Below are 15925 nucleotides of genomic sequence, written 5' to 3'. Positions count from 1 at the left end.
TCTCCCGCGCGCCGGACGAGGTCGTATGGAGCCAGACTTAGACCGGTTCACGTCGCGCCGATCGACCGTGTACGGCCAGCGCGGCGTGGTGGCGACCAGTCAGCCGCTCGCCAGCGAGGCGGGGATCGAAGTCCTCCGCGAGGGCGGGAACGCGTTCGACGCGGCGGTCGCGACCGCGGCCGCGCTGAACGTCGTCGAGCCCACCTCGACCGGGCTCGGCGGCGACGTGTTCGCGCTGTACCGGACCGCGGACGGCGAGGTCGGCGCGATGCGCTCGTGCGGCGGCGCCCCAGCGGACGCGACGATAGAGAACGTCGAGGCGGCGCTCGCAGAGGACGACGACGCCGACTCGTACTACCCCGACGACGGCGGCTACGCGGTCGACGACGCCGGCGAGGCCGGGATGCCGTTCTACGGCCCGCACGCGGTCACGGTGCCCGGGACGGCCCGCGGCTGGGAGGCCACCGTCGAGGAGCTGGGCCGGCTCACCCTCGCGGACGCGCTCGCGCCCGCCGTCCGCTACGCGACCGAGGGGTACCCGGTGTCGGAGGTCATCGCCTCCCACTGGGCGAGCGCCGACGCGCTCTTCACCGACGACCACGCCCGCGAGGCGTTCCTCTTCGAGGGCGAGCCGCCGGGCGTCGGGCAGACGGTGACGCTCCCGCGGCTCGGCGAGTCGATGCGGCGGATCGCCGAGGAGGGCGCCGACGTCGTCTACGAGGGCGAGGTCGCGGAGGCCATCGCCGACGAGGTCCAGTCGCAGGGGGGGTTCATGACCGTCGACGACCTCGCCGACTTCGAGGTCGAGTGGCCCGAGCCGGTGTCGACGACCTACAACGGCGCGGAGGTGTACGAGCTCCCGCCGAACAACCAGGGACTGATCGCCCTGGAGGCGCTCAACGTCGCGAGCGAGCTCGGCGCCGGCGAGTACGACTACGACTCGCCCGAGCGCGTCCACTACTTCGCCGAGGCCATGAAGCGGGCGTTCCACGACGGCCACCGCTACATCACCGACCCCGAGTACGAGGAGATCCCGCCGCTCGCGTCGAGCGAGTGGGCGAGCGAGCGCGCCGCCGGCGTCGGCGAGACGGCCTCGCACGACGTCTCCTTCGGCGTGCCGAACGCGAACGCCGAGGACGCCGACACCGTCCTCCTCACCGTCGCGGACGAGGCGGGCAACGTCGTCTCGTACATCAACTCCCGGTTCGCCGGCTTCGGCTCCGGGCTCGTCGCCGGCGACACCGGCATCGCCTTACAGAACCGCGGCGCGTCCTTCTCGCTCGACCCGGACCACCCGAACAGCCTCGAACCCGGCAAGCGCCCCTTCCACACGCTCATCCCGGGCGTCGTCCGGTTCGACGAGGACGACTGGGCGGCGTTCGGCGTGATGGGCGGGTACATGCAGCCGCAGGGCCACGTCCAGGTGGTCTCCAACCTCGTCGACTACGGGATGCCGCTCCAGCGCGCGCTCGACGAGCCGCGGTGGCGCTACCGCGAGAGCGGCGAACTGGCGCTGGAGCCGCACTTCGACGACGACGCCGCGGCGAAGCTGGTCCGCAGGGACCACGACGTGCGGACGCTCTCGCCCGTCATGTTCGGCGGCGCCCAGATCGCGCGGAGCCGGGACGGGGTCCTCTCGGCCGCCACGGAGCCCCGGAAGGACGGGAACGCGCAGGGGTACTGAGGCGGGCGCGACCGCCTCCGGCGGCGACGACCAGTCTCCTATCAGCGAGTGGGTACGACGCGCCGTTTGCGGCCGGCCGCCGATCGGCGAGTCTGTCGGTAGAGCGCGCGCGGACGCGACGAGACCGGCCTGACGCGTCCGAATCCCGGTGCTGTGGTATTTGTGACCGTGGATACACTTATAACGGCTCGTATGGTATACGGTCACAGAATGAAGCGAAGAATCCAGCGACGCGACGTACTCAAGGGCGCCGGCGCGGTCGGTATTGCGGGGCTCGCCGGCTGCTCGACGGAGAGCGGTGACGGCGGCGACGGCGGGGACGGATCCGACGGGTCCGACGGCGGCGACGGGATGGACGGCGGCGACGGAAGCGACGGAAGCGACGGGTCCGACGGCGGCGACGGCGGGGACCAGAACAACGTCCCCGACGCCGTGATGGTCGTCGGCTTCCCGCAGTCCGGGATCCAGCTGTTCCGCGACTTCTACTCGGAGTTCGCCGACAGCGCGCCCGACCTCGACATCATCGTCCCCGACGGGCTGATCGACAGCGACCTGCCGAGCGAGGTCGACAACGACATGAACAACGTCATCGGCACCGCGCCCTCCGCGGGCGGCCCCGGCGCGGAGTTCTTCACCGAGTCGTATCAGGAGGCGTACGGCGAGGAACCGGGCGTGTTCACCGCACAGGCGTACGACGCGATGGCGGTCGAGATCCTCGCGGCGACCGCCGCGGGCGAGAACAGCGGCCAGGCGATCCGCGACCGCGTCCGGACCGTCGCCAACCCCGGCGGCGAGGAGTTCGGCCCCGCTGACCTGCCCGAGGCCGTCGAGACGGTCGCCGGCGGCGACCCCGTCCACTACGTGGGGGCGTCGTCGAGCGTCAACTTCGACGCCAACGGCGACATCGCGACCGCCGCCTACGACATCATCGACTTCCAAGACGGCAGCCTCGTCACGCTCGACACCGTCGAGTTCGGGAACGAACTCAGCGAGGAGGACCGGAACGCGACCGCGGCCGACCCCGTGGGCGTCGACTCGTTCACCGCCCGAATCGGCGTGTTGATGCCGGAGACGGGGGACCTCGGGCCGCTCGGCGTCCCGATCCGCGACGGCGCGCTGCTCGCGGCCACCCAGGTCAACGACGCCGGCATCAACGTCGACGTTGAGACGAGAGTCGAGGACACGCAGACCGACCCGCAGGCGGGGATCTCCGGCGCGAACGCCCTCGTCAACGCCGGCTTCGGCGCGGTCGTCGGCCCGGCGTCGTCGAACGTCAACCTCCAGGTCTCGGATCAGGTGTTCATCCCGAACGGCGTCGTGGGGATCTCGCCGTCCTCGACCGACCCGAACGTGACGGACTTAGAGGACAACGGCTACATCTTCCGGACCGCGCCCTCGGACCTGCTCCAGGGGCCGGCGATGGCCGACCTCGCAGTCGGCGACACCGTCGGCGCCGAGTCGTCCGGAACGCTGTACCTCAACGACGCCTACGGGCAGTCGCTGGAGGAGGCGTACGTGAGCGCCTTCCAGGAGCGCGACGGGACGATCACCCAGCGCGTCTCCTTCGAGCCGAACCAGGCGACGTACACCAGTCAGTGGTCGAGCGTGCTGAACCAGTAGGGAGTCGGCCGGCTCTTCTCCGATTTTTCCGTCCCGCGCGAGCCGCGGCGCTCGCCCGCGCGAGCGGACGCTTCTCGCAGGGGGTCTACGGCGGCGCCGGCGTCCGAATTGGTCGCCGGCGAGGGCCGCGCGCGACAGAGGGCGGGGCCTCACTGCGACGGCGCATCTTATAATCCTTCCCCGAGCGGCGTCGTCGACACCGTTCAGAGCCGCGCGAGCGGCGGACGACCGCGGTTCACCCGCCGAGGAAGTCGCGCCGCACGTCCTCGTCGGCGAGCAGGACGTCGCCGCGGTCGGTGTAGCGGTTCGCGCCGTTCACCAGCACGTAGCCGCGGTCGCAGCGGCGCAGCGCCTCCTTCGCGTTCTGCTCGACCATCAGCACGGCCGTCCCGCTCTCGTTGATCCGGTCGATCCGGTCGAACATGTCGGCGACGAGGTCGGGGGCGAGCCCCGCAGAGGGCTCGTCGAGCAGCAGCAGGTCCGGGTCGAGCATGAGCGCCCGGCCCATCGCGACCATCTGCCGCTGGCCGCCGGAGAGCGTCCCCGCCTTCTGCTCGCTGCGCTCCCGGAGGATCGGGAACCGGTCGTATATCGTCTCGATCTGGTCTTCGGGCACCTCGTCGAGGATGTACGCCCCCATCTCGAGGTTCTCCCGGACGCTGAGCCCGGGGAACACGTTGTCTGTCTGCGGGACGAAGCCGATCCCCTCGCGGATGATCTGCTCGGGCGCGAGCCCCTGAATCTGCGACCCCTCGAACTCGACGGTGCCGCCCATGTGCGTCGTGAGCCCGAAGACGGTCTTCATCACCGTCGACTTGCCGGCCCCGTTGGGGCCGACGATGGTGACGTACTCCTCGTCGGCGACGTCTAAGACCACGTCCGAGAGGATCTGGAGGTCGCCGTAGCCCGCGTCGAGGTCCCGGATCCGGAGGATCGCGTCGCCGTCGATCGCGTGTGTCGCTCCGGCGTCGGCGCCGGCCGCGACCGCCTCGGCGTCGGCGTCGGCCGCCGCCTCGCCCGCCGCGCCGTCGGCGGTCATAGGTCCTCCCCCAGGTACGCCTCGATGACCCGCTCGTCGTTCCGTATCTCGTCGCCGGTCCCCTCGGCGAGCACGCTGCCCTGATGCATGACGATGACGCGTTCGCAGTTGTTCATGATGACGTCCATGTCGTGTTCGACGAGCAGGAAGGTGTAGCCGTCCGCGCGCAGGTCGTGGACCCGGTCCAAAAGCTTCTCTTGGAGGGTCGGGTTGACCCCGGCGAGCGGCTCGTCGAGCAGCACCATCTCGGGGTCGGTCATCAGCGCGCGGGCCATCTCCAGCAGCTTCCGCTGGCCGCCGGAGAGGTTCCCCGCGTGCTCGTGCGCGAGGTGGTCGATCTCGAAGAACTCCAGCGTCTCCCAGGCCCGCTCGCGGATGTCGACCTCCTCCCCGATCACCGCGCCGCGGAGCCCGGGCGTCACGGCCCTGATCGCGGACTCGCCGACCTGGCCCTGCGGCGCGAGCATGAGGTTCTCCAAGACGGTCATCTCGGAGAGCTCCCGGGCGATCTGGAAGGTCCGAACCAGGCCCTTCCGCGCGATCTCGTGTGGCCTGAGCCCGGTGATGTCCTCGCCCTCGAAGGTCACCGATCCCGCGGTCGGCTCGTGGACGCCGGTGATGCAGTTGAACGTGGTCGACTTGCCGGCGCCGTTCGGTCCGATGAGGCCGGTCAGCGACCCGGCCTCGACCTCGAAGGAGGCGCCGTCGACGGCGGTGACGCCGCCGAACCGCTTGACGAGCCCCTCCACGCGGAGCGGGGGCGCCCCGGACGGGACGTGCTTCGCGGCCTCCTCGACCGCGCTGTCGTTCGCCTCGGGCTCGTCCTCTGGGGCGTCCGCCGCGTCGACCGCGTCGGCGACCCCGGTCGCGTCTGCGACGTCGGCCGCGTCGGGCGCGTCGCTACTCATCGGTCTCACCCCCGCCGGGCCGCTCCGAGAGGTCGACGGCCGCGGCCGTCTCGATCCGGTCGCCGAGGATCCCCTCCGGGCGCCGGTGGATGATGAACACCAAGACCAGCCCGAGGAAGACGAACTGGAGCGGTGCGATGTTGTCGGTCGCGTACGCGAGGAACGTCACCGGGTCGAGCGAGACGAGCGCGTCGGCGAACGACGGCGGCGTCTCCGCGTCGATGAGCCCGCGGACGACCCCGCCGACGCGGCGCGGCCCCTCGAACAGGACCGCGGCGAAGACGATGCCGCCGAGGACCGAGCCGGTGTTCGACCCCGACCCGCCGATGATCACCGCGATGAACACGTAGAACGTGAGCAGGGGGCGGAACTGCGGGGTCGGCGAGACGTTGCCCTGGCTGCCGAACCAGAGGATGCCCGCGAGCCCCATCAGCGCGCAGCCGATGACGAACACCTTGATCTTCACGAGGTTCACGTCCTTGCCGAGCGAGTCGGCGACGAGTTCGTCCTCCCGGATCGCCTTCATCGTCCGGCCGAACGGCGAGCGGCCGAGGCGTTCCACCAGGAGGTAGAACCCGATCAGGAAGGCGGCGAGGACGGCGATGTACCCCCACCCGATGAGGATCGGGTTGGAGATCCCGAGGCCGTCTGCGCCGAAGACGCCGAAGACGAACTCGCCGAACGCGGTCGGCGTCCCCGCCTGCCCGTCGGCGAGGAACAGCTCTCGGACCGGGTTGTCCGGCATGCCCATCCCGCGACCGCCGCCCGTTCCGGCGCCGACCGTGTCGCGCAGGAAGTTGTCGAAGGCGCTCGACTGGAGCGACAGGCGGACGATCTCCGAGAGCCCGAGCGTGACGATGGCGAGGTAGTCGGCCTTGAGCCGCAGCGCGGGCAGGGCGGCGACGGCGCCGAGCACGGCCGCCATCGCGACGCCCGCGGCGATCCCCACCGGGAGCGGCAGGCCGAGTCCGGGCGGGCCGAACGCGGGGTCCGGCGAGCGGACGACCATCCCCATCGTGTAGACGCCGACGGCCATGAAGCCGGCGACGCCGATGTTGAAGAGGCCGGTGTACCCCCACTGGAGGTTCAGGGCGAGCGCGGTGAGCGCGTAGACGAGACCGAGGAACGTCAGCGTCTCCATGAGCCCGACGACGCTGTTGAGCCCGTCGGTGAACGTCAGCAGCGTCGCGGCCGCGTAGATCGCGAGCAGCGTCCCGACGACGAGGCCGAGGTCGCTCTCTCGGGCGGCCTTGACCAGCGCCGCCGTCGCGCTCTCGGGCGCCTCGGGCGCGCTCCCGGAGGATACGGACCCGGAGTCGCCGGGGGCGTCGGCGTCGCTCATGTTGTCGTCACCCCGCCGAAGAGCCCCTCGGGGCGCAACAGCAGCATGAGGATCATCACGCCGAAGGCCGCGGCCTGGTTGAAGTCGGACGGGATCCAGATCGTCGACGTGGTGAACACGACCCCGATGACGAGGCCGCCGGCGATGGCGCCGTAGACGGAGCCGATCCCGCCTAAGATCACGGCCGCGAAGATCAACAGGAGCAGGAGCCAGCCGAAGTCGAACTGGATCGTCCCGCGGAGCAGGACGTAGAGGTAGCCGGACGCGCCCGCGAGCCCGCCGCCGATGACCCACGTCGCGGTGACGACGCGTTCGGCCGGGATGCCGGTGATGAGCGCGAGGTCCTTGTTGTCGGCCATCGCCCGCATCGCGGTCCCGAGCTTCGTGTGCTGGAGCATGGCGTGCATCGCGAGCATCAGCCCCACCGCGGCGACGAGGATGGTGAGCTCGTGCGCGTTCACCGACAGTCCGAGCGGATCGAACGCGAGGTTCGACTGCTCGACGCTGGCGGTGACGCCGCGCCGGTCGGAGCCGTAGCCGAACTGGAGCAGGTACCGGACGATGAGCGCCGCGCCGATGGAGGCGATGAGCAGCGCGATCCCGTCGCGGTCGCGCATCGGCTTGTAGAACCCCCGGTCGAGCGCCACCGCGAGCAGCGCGGTGACGACGAACGCCGCCACCAGCCCGACGAGGATGGCGGCGGGCGTCGTGAGGATGTGCGCGCCGATGTCGCCCGGCGAGGCGTTCCCCGCGTCGCGGACGGTCAGGAGCGCGCGGACCGGCACGTCGCCGAACCCCGCGATCAGGAACGCCACGCCCCACCCGGAGAACGCGCCGACGCTGACGAGGTCCCCGTGCGAGAAGTTCGCGAACGAGAGGATGCTGTACGTCATCGAGAGCCCGATTCCCGCGAGCCCGATCACGAGGCCGATGACGACGCCGTTCCAGAGGTTCGAGCCGAGCCGGTCGACCGAGATCGACCCACCGACCGGGCCGAGGCCGACCCCCGCGAGCTTCGCCGCGAGGTCGACGAGGAGCAGGCCGCCGAGGAGGGTGACGAGGAGAAGCCCCGGCCGGGCCCGCGCCGAGTCGACGATCGACGAGTCAGTTGTTCCCATGTGTACGTCTCACTGTCACAGGGTGAGATACCGAGCGGTAAATAACTCGCTGTTCGGACAAGAATCCTCGAAACCGCCTGACAGCTCTGACGGGGCCGGAGCGTCAGTCGCCGCCCGCCGCCCGCGCGTGGCGCCGCGCGGCCTCCGGCGACCGCCCCTCGCGCAGCAGCGCCTCGACGAACAGTTCGCCCGCCTTGTACGACGACCGGACCATGGCGCCCGACGCGCAGTAGAGGAAGTCGAACTCCTCCTCGGCGACCCGGCGCCACGTCTCGAAGACGTCCGGGTGAACGTACTCGAACACGTCGAGGTGCGAGCGCGAGGGCTGGAGGTACTGGCCGAAGGTGACCACGTCGACGCCGACCTCGCGGAGGTCACCGAGCGTCCGGTACACCTCGTGGTCGTACTCGCCGACGCCGAGCATGAGGCTCGTCTTCGTGTGGATGTCGGACTCGCGGTCGACCTGATCGAGGACCGAGAGGGACTGCTCGTAGTTCGCGCGCCGGTCCCGGACCGGCCACTGGAGCCGCTCGACCGTCTCGACGTTGTGCGCGATCACGTCCGGCTCCGCGTCGATGATCCGCCGGATCGCCTCCGGGTCGCCCTGGAAGTCCGGGATGAGTGTCTCGACCAGCACCTCCGGGTCGCGACGCTTAATCGCCCGGATCGTCTCGGCGAACTGCGCCGACCCGCCGTCCGCGAGGTCGTCACGGTCGACGGAGGTCAAGACGACGTAGTCGAGCCCGATCTCGGCGACCGCGTCCGCGACGTTCGCGGGCTCGTCGGGGTCGAGCGGCTCCATCCCGCCCGTCTCGACGTCACAGAAGTTACACCCGCGCGAGCAGCGGTCGCCGAGCAGCATGAACGTCGCCGTGCCGGGGCCGTCCTGCCCCGACCAGCACTCGCCCATGTTCGGGCAGTTCGCCTCCTCGCAGACCGTGTGGAGGTCGTGGTCGCGGAGGGTGGACTTGATCTCGGTGAACCGACTCCCGGACGGCGGGCGCGACTTCAGCCAGTCCGGCTTTCGGCGGCCGCGTTGCATGGTCGACCCTTGGCGTCCGAGCGCAAAAGGGTGCGGGTCGGCGGGGGTCGCATACCGGGTTTCGGAAGTCGCGGCGGGTCACCGGCGGCAGTGCGGTGCGGCCACTACCGGGAGAACGCGGCCGACGGGAAGAAGAGGCTAGGCCGAGAGTTGAACTCGGGGTCTCGTCCTTCCCAAGGACGCGCTTTACCGAGGAGTCCTTCGGCCCTGAAAGCGGCTACCGTTGCCGTAACACTCCACTTTGCGTGCTTCTTATCACTCTATTAACAACTCTACTTATGAATGAATTGGGTATTCGGCCCCGTGTGCCGTCTGTGGACACCAGAAAACGACAAACGTGTTCGGATGAGCGCTGTCCTACTCGACACATCATAATTGTGAGAGGTGCTGTGCGGTTCATACGTGTGGCCCCACTTCATCGGGGGGAGTATCCCCATTCGTTTCAGAAATGCCGTGGTGAATTAGCTGGAAAGGAGAGGGTGCGTATTGAACCTGGTCATAGAGTACCTGCTCGTTTTGGATACTATCTATATGTCTAGTTTCCCACGAGATTCTCAGTGAAAAATCATATACAACCAGAGAATCACCGCGGTGTATGGACTCACGGTTAGAATCGCTTCTTCTCGGGAAGTCGTTGAACCTATCGCTTCGGTATCTCGGCTACTCGGTCATCCTCATGGCCTTGTTCTTCGGTCAACTCTATCTTGTTGGAAATTCCGGTATGGGAAACTCATTTGATTTGCTTATGAGCCCGCTTGGAGTCACGGTATCTGCGATTATTCTGGCAGGGGTACATACACACCGAAACGACGGAATACTCGTGAGTATCGCCGTCGCCGTCATCATCATGAGCGGCTCTACCCTGTATACTGTCATCTCGCTTAATCACCCCCAACCTCACTATGGGATTTTAACCGGCGTGGGGTCAGCAATTTTGTATGGCATCCCAATAGGGATTGTATCATCTACTGTTGCGTTTGCTTTACGGCGATTTTTCCCTACCCAATCGGCTGTAGCAGAGACAAAATAGAAATATAACGACTCCTCCACCCAGTAAACTCTGGGAACCGTTCCGGAGGTCTCCTGTACTGACCGAAGCGACTCACCACATCGAGGTACAGAGGGAACAGCCCCTTCGATGATGTGGCTCAGGACCGACGACAACCGGGCCAAATCCGGTGAAACCTCTACCGTATCTCGCCGCATCGAGGGTGTGTCATAACTTAGTCATCGTCGGCGGTGTACGCCCCGCCACGACGCTTGACACGTGCGACGACGAGTCGCCCGTCGTCCTGCCGGAAACTTACGGAGAGCCGGAACTCCCCGACGCGTATTTTCTTGTACGGGCTGTTCTGGAGCGGCTCACCGTAGTCCGGCGGGTCGCGCCACGGCGAGGAGACGATCTCATCGAGCTTGTCGAGTATCCGGTCTTGGTCGGCGGGGGACAGTCCGTCGAGGTCGTCTTCGGCCGTCGAGGAGAGTTCCCACGTCCACCCGTCGTCACTCATCGCTCGTGCCGAACCGCTCGCGGGCTGCCTCGGCGCTCGTCGTTCGTCCCTCGCGGACGTCCTCTTCGGCTTCGAGCAGGGCGACGAGTTCGTCGCGGTCGAACGTCGGGAACTCGACGGCGTCCCGAAGCGTGTACCGGATGAACTCGCTCCGACTGTTGAACCCGCGTCCCTGCCACGTATCGTCTATCTGTTCGAGGAACGACTCGGTGAGTTTGAAGTTCACCGTGGCGATGTCGTCTCCACCGTCGTCGTCTGTGGCCGCTTCAGACATATAGACGTAATACGTTGGTCTTACCAATAGTCGTTTCGGCGGAGCCTCACTCACCGCGTAACCGACGTGGATAGCCGCATCGAGGGGGTGTTCTATCACATTGCTGACTAAGATTCAGTCATTCCTCTGTGAGCGTCGATTAGCGAAATCCGGGGTGTCACTTGAGGGGACGCGCTCCCGGTCGATTTCGGGGCAATCCTGCCGCTGTCTGTGACTTAGTTTGTGTGCCCTGACATTTTAGCGAATCGCATGACGGCGAGGGATGCCCTGTTTAGCGAGAGACGCGAATCTTGAACGGGTTTCGTTCAGACGAGCGTAGTCAGAAAAGTGTGCGTACAAGGAGTGGACGGCAGAAAGAGCCTAGGCCGAGATTTGAACTCGGGGTCTCGTCCTTACCAAGGACGCGCTTTACCGCTAAGCTACCCAGGCACGCAATCAGTTGTTGACCGGATTCGACTTTATGGGTTTCGATCCGGCGACGCGGCGTCGGGGGATCCCGCGCCGTCTCGGAGGGTCGCCGCGCGGATCACCGGTCGGTCGCGCTGACGGCCCGCTCCGAGATGTCGGCGATGCGGTCCGCGGTCGCCTCCGGCAGCGCGCGGCCCGCGGGCGGGAACTCGCCGTCGCAGTCGGCCGCGAGGTCGCGGGCGTATTCGAGCAACTCCGCGGGCGGGTCGCCGCCGACGGCGGTGGTGCCCGCGACGACGGCGAGCTCCATCGCGTCCACCTCCAGGTTGCGGTCGAGTTCGGCCGCCGTTTCGGCGTCCGTGCCCTCGCGGTCGCGGAGCGTCTGGTCGCGGCCGAACGCGCGCACCACGTCGACGGCTGGCCGGGCGGCGTCGGTACACGCCAGAAGCGAGAAGCCGCGGGAGACGAGCACGTCGGCGGCGAGGATGTCCATGTCCGCGTCGATGTCGGCGGCGGCGGTCGCCGCCGTCACCCACGGCTCGTCGTGAGCGACCGTCCGGGTGAGGCGCAACCCCTCGTAGATGAGCTGCACGCCCGCGGCGCGGTCGGCCACGTCCCCGAGGTCGACGGCCGGTTCCAGCGCGCGGGCGGTGACCAGCGCCAGCACGCCGGGGGTCACCGCCGCGTCGCCGATTCGGGCGTCGAGGGCCTCGCGGAGCTGTTCGGGTTCGACGTCCGCGAGCGCCTCGCGCGCGGCGTCACGCGCTCGCGCGGCATCGTCCATTGTCGTTTCGTAGACGAGCGAAGGGCAAAGACCTTTGGAAACGAACGGGATTCCGTCTCGTGATCCGAACCCGAACCGACGGCGACGTGCGCGTCGTCACGCTCGACCGCCCCGAGGCGCGCAACGCGCTTCGGCCCGCCGACCTGACCGTCCTGCGCGAGGCGTTCGAAGCGCCCGCGGACGGAGACGCCCCGCCCGTGACGTACCTCCGCGGCGCGGGCGACGCCTTCTGCGCGGGCGCCGACCTCGACGCTGTCGCCGCGCTCGACGACCCGGACGCGTTCGCGCGGCGGGGGCAGCGCGCGGTCGCCGCCGTCGAGGAGTCGCCGTCGATCGTCGTCTGCGGGGTGGACGGCCCGGCTCGGGGCGGCGGCGTCGAACTGGCCCTGGCGGCGGACGTCCGGGTCGCCACCCTGCGGGCAACGCTCGGCGAGCCCGGCGTCTCCCTCGGGCTGTTCGGCGCCTGGGGTGGCACGGTGAGGCTCCCGCGCGTCATGGGCGAGGGCGAGGCGCTCGACTTCGCGCTCTCGGGGCGAGTCCTCGACGCCGAGGCGGCCCTGCGGACCGGGCTCGTCTCCCGCGTCGTCGACGACCCCCGCTCGGTGGCCGACGAGATCGCGGCGGGCGAGGCCGACGCGCTCGCGGCGATCAAGCGTCGGATCCGCGACCGCCGCGAGGGCGAGGCGCAGGAACGGGCGGAGGCCGCGGCGTTCGCTGAACTTCACGACGCGCACGCGGAGGACATCGCCCGACGGCGCGACCGGTGATCGACCGGGCGGGCGCCGGCCGCGTCCGCCCGCCGTCCCGATGTGACAGACTTAAGTGAGTCTCCGTCTAACTGCGAGATGCGAAGTACGCACCGGTAGTGTAGTGGTATCACGCAACCTTGCCATGGTTGCAACCCGAGTTCAAATCTCGGCCGGTGCATTTTGCGAACGAAGTGAGCAAAATCACCGAGAGATATCTGTGCGCGGGCAGCGCGCCTCCTCGACCGAATCGCGCGGGCGCCGTCGCCGATCGACGGGCCGGGCAGCGGCAGACCCCGTCCGTTTAACAGCGCGTGTGTGTTCTGTTCGGGTATATGGTTGAGCCGCTTCTTCTCGTCGGCGTCGCGGTCGCGGCGTTCGTCGGATACAACATCGGTGGGGCGACGACCGGACCGGCGTTCGGGCCGGCGGTCGGCGCGGACGTGATATCGAAGGCGGGCGCGGCGGCGCTGATGTCGCTGTTCTTCTTCGTCGGGGCGGGGACGCTGGGGCAGCGCGTGGTGACCACGCTGGGCGAGGACCTCGTCACCGGCGCGAACGTGTTCACGCTGGAGACGAGCATCATCGTGCTCTTCTTCATCGGCGGCGCGCTGTTCGTCGGCAACTTCGCCGGCGTCCCGGCGTCGACGTCGATGACGGCGGTCGGCGCCATCGCCGGACTCGGGATCGCGACGAACACCCTCGACTGGGCCGTGATGGGCGAGATCGCGATCTGGTGGCTCGTCGCGCCGATCATCGGGTTCTGGGTGTCGGGCGTCGTCGGCCGCTACTTCTACTCGGCGATCGACCGCTGGGTGGCGATCGAGAGCACCGAGGGCGCGCTGTTCGAACTCGACCGGTCGGGGCTGATACCGCGGCCGGTCCTCGGCCCGAACACGACGCGACGCGAGCTGACGGGGGGGGTCGTCGTCATCTCCATCGGCTGTCTGATGGCGTTCTCCTCCGGCACCTCGAACATCGCGAACGCCATCGCGCCGCTCGTCGCGCTCGACGGCGTGGAGATGACGCCGATGATCCTCCTCGGGAGCGCGGCGGTCGCGGTCGGCGCGTTCACCATCGCCCGGCGGACGCTGGACACGCTCGGTAACGACATCACCGACCTCCCGCTGACGGCCGCCATCGTCGTCGCGGTCGTCTCCTCGGGGATCGTGATCAGCCTCTCGGCGGTCGGCATCCCCGCCTCGTTCGTCATCATCGCGACGATGTCGATCGTCGGGCTCGGCTGGGGCCGCGCGACGCGCACGGTGACCGTGCGACAGGGAATAAGCGGCGAGAAGGAGCCGGCGGTCTCCGTCGGCGCGCTGGCGGCCGACGAGATGCCGGAGATCGGCGAGGGCGACGCGAGCGACGTGCCCTCCGCGTCCGACCTGTTCAACCCCGGGACGAGCGCGCGCGTCGTGCTGATGCAGAACGTCGTGCCGATCCTCTCGACGGTCGGCGCGCTGGTGACGTTCGCCGTGCTCTTCAGGCTCGTCTGGTAGGGCGGGGTCGGCGCCCCGCGGGGTCGGTCACCTGCCGAAGCGGCGCTGGCGGTCCTGGAAGTCCAGCACCGCGCGAAGGTACTCGCGCCGGCGGAAGTCGCGCCAGTTCACGTCGGTGAAGTAGAGCTCCGCGTACACCGACTGCCAGATGGCGAAGTCGGAGAGGCGCTCGGCGCCGGTCTTGATCACGAGGTCCGGCTCCTCGGGGAACAGCAGCCGCTCGGCGATGTCCGTCTCGTCGATCGCCTCGGGGCTCACCTCGCCGTCGGCGACGTCGCCGGCCAGTTCGCGGACCGCGCCGGCGAACTCCGCCTTCCCGCCGAGCCCGACCAGGATCCTCACCGGCGCGTCGATGGATTCCGGCGCCGCGTCCGCGCCCCGGTCCGTCGCCGCGCCCGAACTGCCGCCGTCGAACTCGTCGGCCTGTGGCCCGCGGACCACGGTCTGCTCCGGCGCGTCGAGCCGACGTAACTCCCGGACGAGCGTCGGGGCGACCGCGCGGTCGAGAACGGAGACCGAGACGGTGACGCGCTCCGCGCCGTACTCGAACGCCCAACGGATCGCCGACGACAGCGTGTCGAAGGCACCGTCGGCGAGGAGGTCCCGCTCGGTGAGCACGAGGGCGACGTGCGCCGGCGGCTCGGCGTCGTGGAGGCGGTGGCGCGTCGCGAGGTACGCGTCGTAGAGACCCACGTCAGGTCGATCCGGCCGCGCGTATAAATGGCTTCCCGCCGACGAGGGGTTTAATTCGCCGACGCGCATACCACGGGTGATGGCAGACAGCTACCGCGGGGTGTTCGGCGCGATCCCCTACGCGTTCCGCGCGACCGAGTCGTGGACGATGCGCGCGTACGCCGCGCTCGGCGCGCTGGCGGCCGGGTTCGTCGCGCTCGTCGTCACCCTCGCCTTGGTCGTCTGGATGGGCGAGACCGCCTCGGCGCAGGGGGGGACGTTCCTCTTCTCGCGGTCGCTGTACGTGGTCGCCGGCCTCGCGGCCGTCGGGCCGCTGCTCGCGCCGATCCTGTTCGTCGCCCGGCGCCACCGCCGCGGCGACCGCGTCGCGGCGACGTACGACCGGTGGATGGGCGTCGCCGGCTTCCTCTTCCTGCTCTCTCTGTACCTCGGGATGATCGTCTCGGCGCCCGAGGGGCTCCGGGACCCGAGCGACTCCGTGATCGTCAACGCGCTGTACGACCTCCCGCAGCTCGCCGGGTTCGTCCCGCCGGTCGCGGCCGGGCTCGCCGTCTTCGCGACGCACTTCCGGCTCCGCGGCGGCGCCGACGACGGGTCCCCCGACCGCGCCGAGTCGACCGAGGGCGGCGGCTCGGCGTGAGCCGCCCCCCGCCGGCCGCGGCTCGAAAGCCCGAAGGCGCCGGACCGACTACCCGGACGCAATGACCGACGAGAAGGAGAGCACGTTCCTCGTCACGCACGTCGAGAGCGACTCGGCCGTGCTGAAGGACGTCCACGACGGACAGGTCCACACGCTGAGTTCGAACCCCGGCCTCGACGTCGACGACGCCGTCGAGGCGACCGTCGCGCCGGACCCGCCGATGGAGGTGACCTATCAGGTGATCGAGGTCGCGGAGCGCCGGTCGCTGTCGATCGAGGAGAGCCCGGAGCCGCCGACCGTCCACGAGCGGGAGCTCGCCGCGGAGACCGCGACGGGGGAGCTCTCCCGCGAGGAGCGAGCGGGCGTCGGCGAGGTCCACGTGTTGACGCCGCCGGAATCGGAGACGGAGGCGGCGGTCGGGGACGTGATCGACGACCGCGAGGGGACGCTCTCGCGCGCGGCCCGGCTCGGCGTGAACCGCGTCGAAATCCGGTCGGAGCCCGGCGTCGTCGCCGTGCGGTACCTCCCGTAGGCCCCGCGAGCGCGCCGGTCGCTCAGTCGTCGTCAAACCCGACTGGCTCGTCGTCGGACCTGACTGACCGTTACCGCCGAGCGGG

16 protein-coding genes and 2 tRNA genes are annotated in these 15925 nt (G+C 69.1%); 8 read left to right on the top strand and 10 right to left on the bottom strand.

Going from position 1 to position 15925, the window contains the following annotated elements; all coding sequences use genetic code 11:
- The first annotated feature begins 25 nt into the window (after positions 1–25).
- Together ggt and EXE50_RS13160 are read left to right on the top strand one after the other, a co-directional pair.
- Positions 26–1684, top strand: coding sequence for a gamma-glutamyltransferase (gene ggt, locus EXE50_RS13165; RefSeq protein ID WP_137705286.1), 1659 nt, complete (start codon positions 26–28; stop codon positions 1682–1684).
- Between the two features lie 210 nt (positions 1685–1894).
- The gene (locus EXE50_RS13160) at positions 1895–3304 is read left to right on the top strand and encodes an ABC transporter substrate-binding protein (RefSeq protein ID WP_121599831.1); all 1410 of its coding nucleotides are present in this window, start codon (positions 1895–1897) and stop codon (positions 3302–3304) included.
- Between the two features lie 235 nt (positions 3305–3539).
- Here EXE50_RS13160 and EXE50_RS13155 read toward each other — a convergent pair whose 3' ends face one another.
- The 5 genes from EXE50_RS13155 to lipA form a co-directional block, all read right to left on the bottom strand.
- Complete coding sequence (locus EXE50_RS13155; RefSeq protein WP_241982682.1) at positions 3540–4343, bottom strand: ABC transporter ATP-binding protein; 804 nt, start codon at positions 4341–4343, stop codon at positions 3540–3542.
- Complete coding sequence (locus EXE50_RS13150; RefSeq protein ID WP_053770838.1) at positions 4340–5251, bottom strand: ABC transporter ATP-binding protein; 912 nt, start codon at positions 5249–5251, stop codon at positions 4340–4342. Before EXE50_RS13150 ends, EXE50_RS13155 begins: the two co-directional genes overlap by 4 nt.
- Positions 5244–6593, bottom strand: a complete 1350-nt coding sequence (locus EXE50_RS13145) for a branched-chain amino acid ABC transporter permease (protein ID WP_137705285.1) — start codon at positions 6591–6593, stop codon at positions 5244–5246. The genes EXE50_RS13150 and EXE50_RS13145 overlap by 8 nt, the downstream gene beginning before the upstream one ends.
- Entirely contained in the window at positions 6590–7711 is a 1122-nt protein-coding gene (locus EXE50_RS13140; RefSeq protein WP_137705284.1) for a branched-chain amino acid ABC transporter permease, read from the bottom strand. The genes EXE50_RS13145 and EXE50_RS13140 overlap by 4 nt, the downstream gene beginning before the upstream one ends.
- A 103-nt stretch (positions 7712–7814) precedes the next feature.
- Complete coding sequence (lipA, locus tag EXE50_RS13135; RefSeq protein WP_053770835.1) at positions 7815–8753, bottom strand: lipoyl synthase; 939 nt, start codon at positions 8751–8753, stop codon at positions 7815–7817.
- Positions 8754–9348: 595 nt separating this feature from the next.
- On the opposite strand from lipA, the gene EXE50_RS13125 reads away from it, so the two are divergent.
- Positions 9349–9783 (top strand): hypothetical protein, encoded by a 435-nt coding sequence (locus EXE50_RS13125; RefSeq protein WP_137705283.1) that lies wholly within the window; start codon positions 9349–9351, stop codon positions 9781–9783.
- Between the two features lie 193 nt (positions 9784–9976).
- On the opposite strand, the gene EXE50_RS13120 is transcribed toward EXE50_RS13125, so the two are convergent.
- The 4 genes from EXE50_RS13120 to EXE50_RS13105 all read right to left on the bottom strand — a co-directional run bounded on the left by EXE50_RS13120 (position 9977) and on the right by EXE50_RS13105 (position 11727).
- Positions 9977–10261, bottom strand: coding sequence for a type II toxin-antitoxin system RelE/ParE family toxin (locus tag EXE50_RS13120; RefSeq protein ID WP_053770834.1), 285 nt, complete (start codon positions 10259–10261; stop codon positions 9977–9979).
- A complete protein-coding gene (locus EXE50_RS13115) occupies positions 10254–10535 on the bottom strand; it encodes a ribbon-helix-helix domain-containing protein (RefSeq protein ID WP_053770833.1) in 282 nt (93 codons plus the stop codon). Before EXE50_RS13115 ends, EXE50_RS13120 begins: the two co-directional genes overlap by 8 nt.
- A gap of 357 nt (positions 10536–10892) precedes the next feature.
- A tRNA-Thr gene (locus EXE50_RS13110) sits at positions 10893–10964 on the bottom strand.
- Positions 10965–11061: 97 nt separating this feature from the next.
- Positions 11062–11727, bottom strand: coding sequence for a hypothetical protein (locus EXE50_RS13105; RefSeq protein ID WP_121600241.1), 666 nt, complete (start codon positions 11725–11727; stop codon positions 11062–11064).
- 59 nt (positions 11728–11786) lie between these two features.
- Here EXE50_RS13105 and EXE50_RS13100 point away from each other — a divergent pair, with 59 nt between their 5' ends.
- From EXE50_RS13100 to EXE50_RS13090, 3 genes are all read left to right on the top strand, one after another.
- The gene (locus EXE50_RS13100) at positions 11787–12494 is read left to right on the top strand and encodes an enoyl-CoA hydratase/isomerase family protein (RefSeq protein WP_137705282.1); all 708 of its coding nucleotides are present in this window, start codon (positions 11787–11789) and stop codon (positions 12492–12494) included.
- A gap of 89 nt (positions 12495–12583) precedes the next feature.
- A tRNA-Gly gene (locus EXE50_RS13095) sits at positions 12584–12654 on the top strand.
- A 154-nt stretch (positions 12655–12808) separates the two neighbouring features.
- Positions 12809–13975 (top strand): inorganic phosphate transporter, encoded by a 1167-nt coding sequence (locus EXE50_RS13090; RefSeq protein ID WP_053770827.1) that lies wholly within the window; start codon positions 12809–12811, stop codon positions 13973–13975.
- A 27-nt stretch (positions 13976–14002) separates the two neighbouring features.
- On the opposite strand, the gene EXE50_RS13085 is transcribed toward EXE50_RS13090, so the two are convergent.
- On the bottom strand, positions 14003–14668 hold the full coding sequence (locus EXE50_RS13085; RefSeq protein WP_053770826.1) for an undecaprenyl diphosphate synthase family protein: 666 nt from the start codon (positions 14666–14668) through the stop codon (positions 14003–14005).
- A 79-nt stretch (positions 14669–14747) separates the two neighbouring features.
- Between EXE50_RS13085 and EXE50_RS13080 the strand changes: the two genes are divergently transcribed.
- The gene (locus EXE50_RS13080) at positions 14748–15308 is read left to right on the top strand and encodes a hypothetical protein (RefSeq protein WP_121600238.1); all 561 of its coding nucleotides are present in this window, start codon (positions 14748–14750) and stop codon (positions 15306–15308) included.
- 61 nt (positions 15309–15369) lie between these two features.
- A complete protein-coding gene (locus EXE50_RS13075; protein ID WP_053770824.1) occupies positions 15370–15840 on the top strand; it encodes a DUF5812 family protein in 471 nt (156 codons plus the stop codon).
- The last annotated feature ends 85 nt before the right edge of the window (positions 15841–15925 follow it).

The organism is Halorubrum sp. ARQ200 (assembly GCF_005435115.1).
GTDB classification, from domain to species: Archaea; Halobacteriota; Halobacteria; order Halobacteriales; family Haloferacaceae; genus Halorubrum; species Halorubrum tropicale.
The sequence above is the reverse complement of the archived record's forward strand: the minus strand, read 5'-3'. Positions and strand labels throughout refer to the sequence as shown.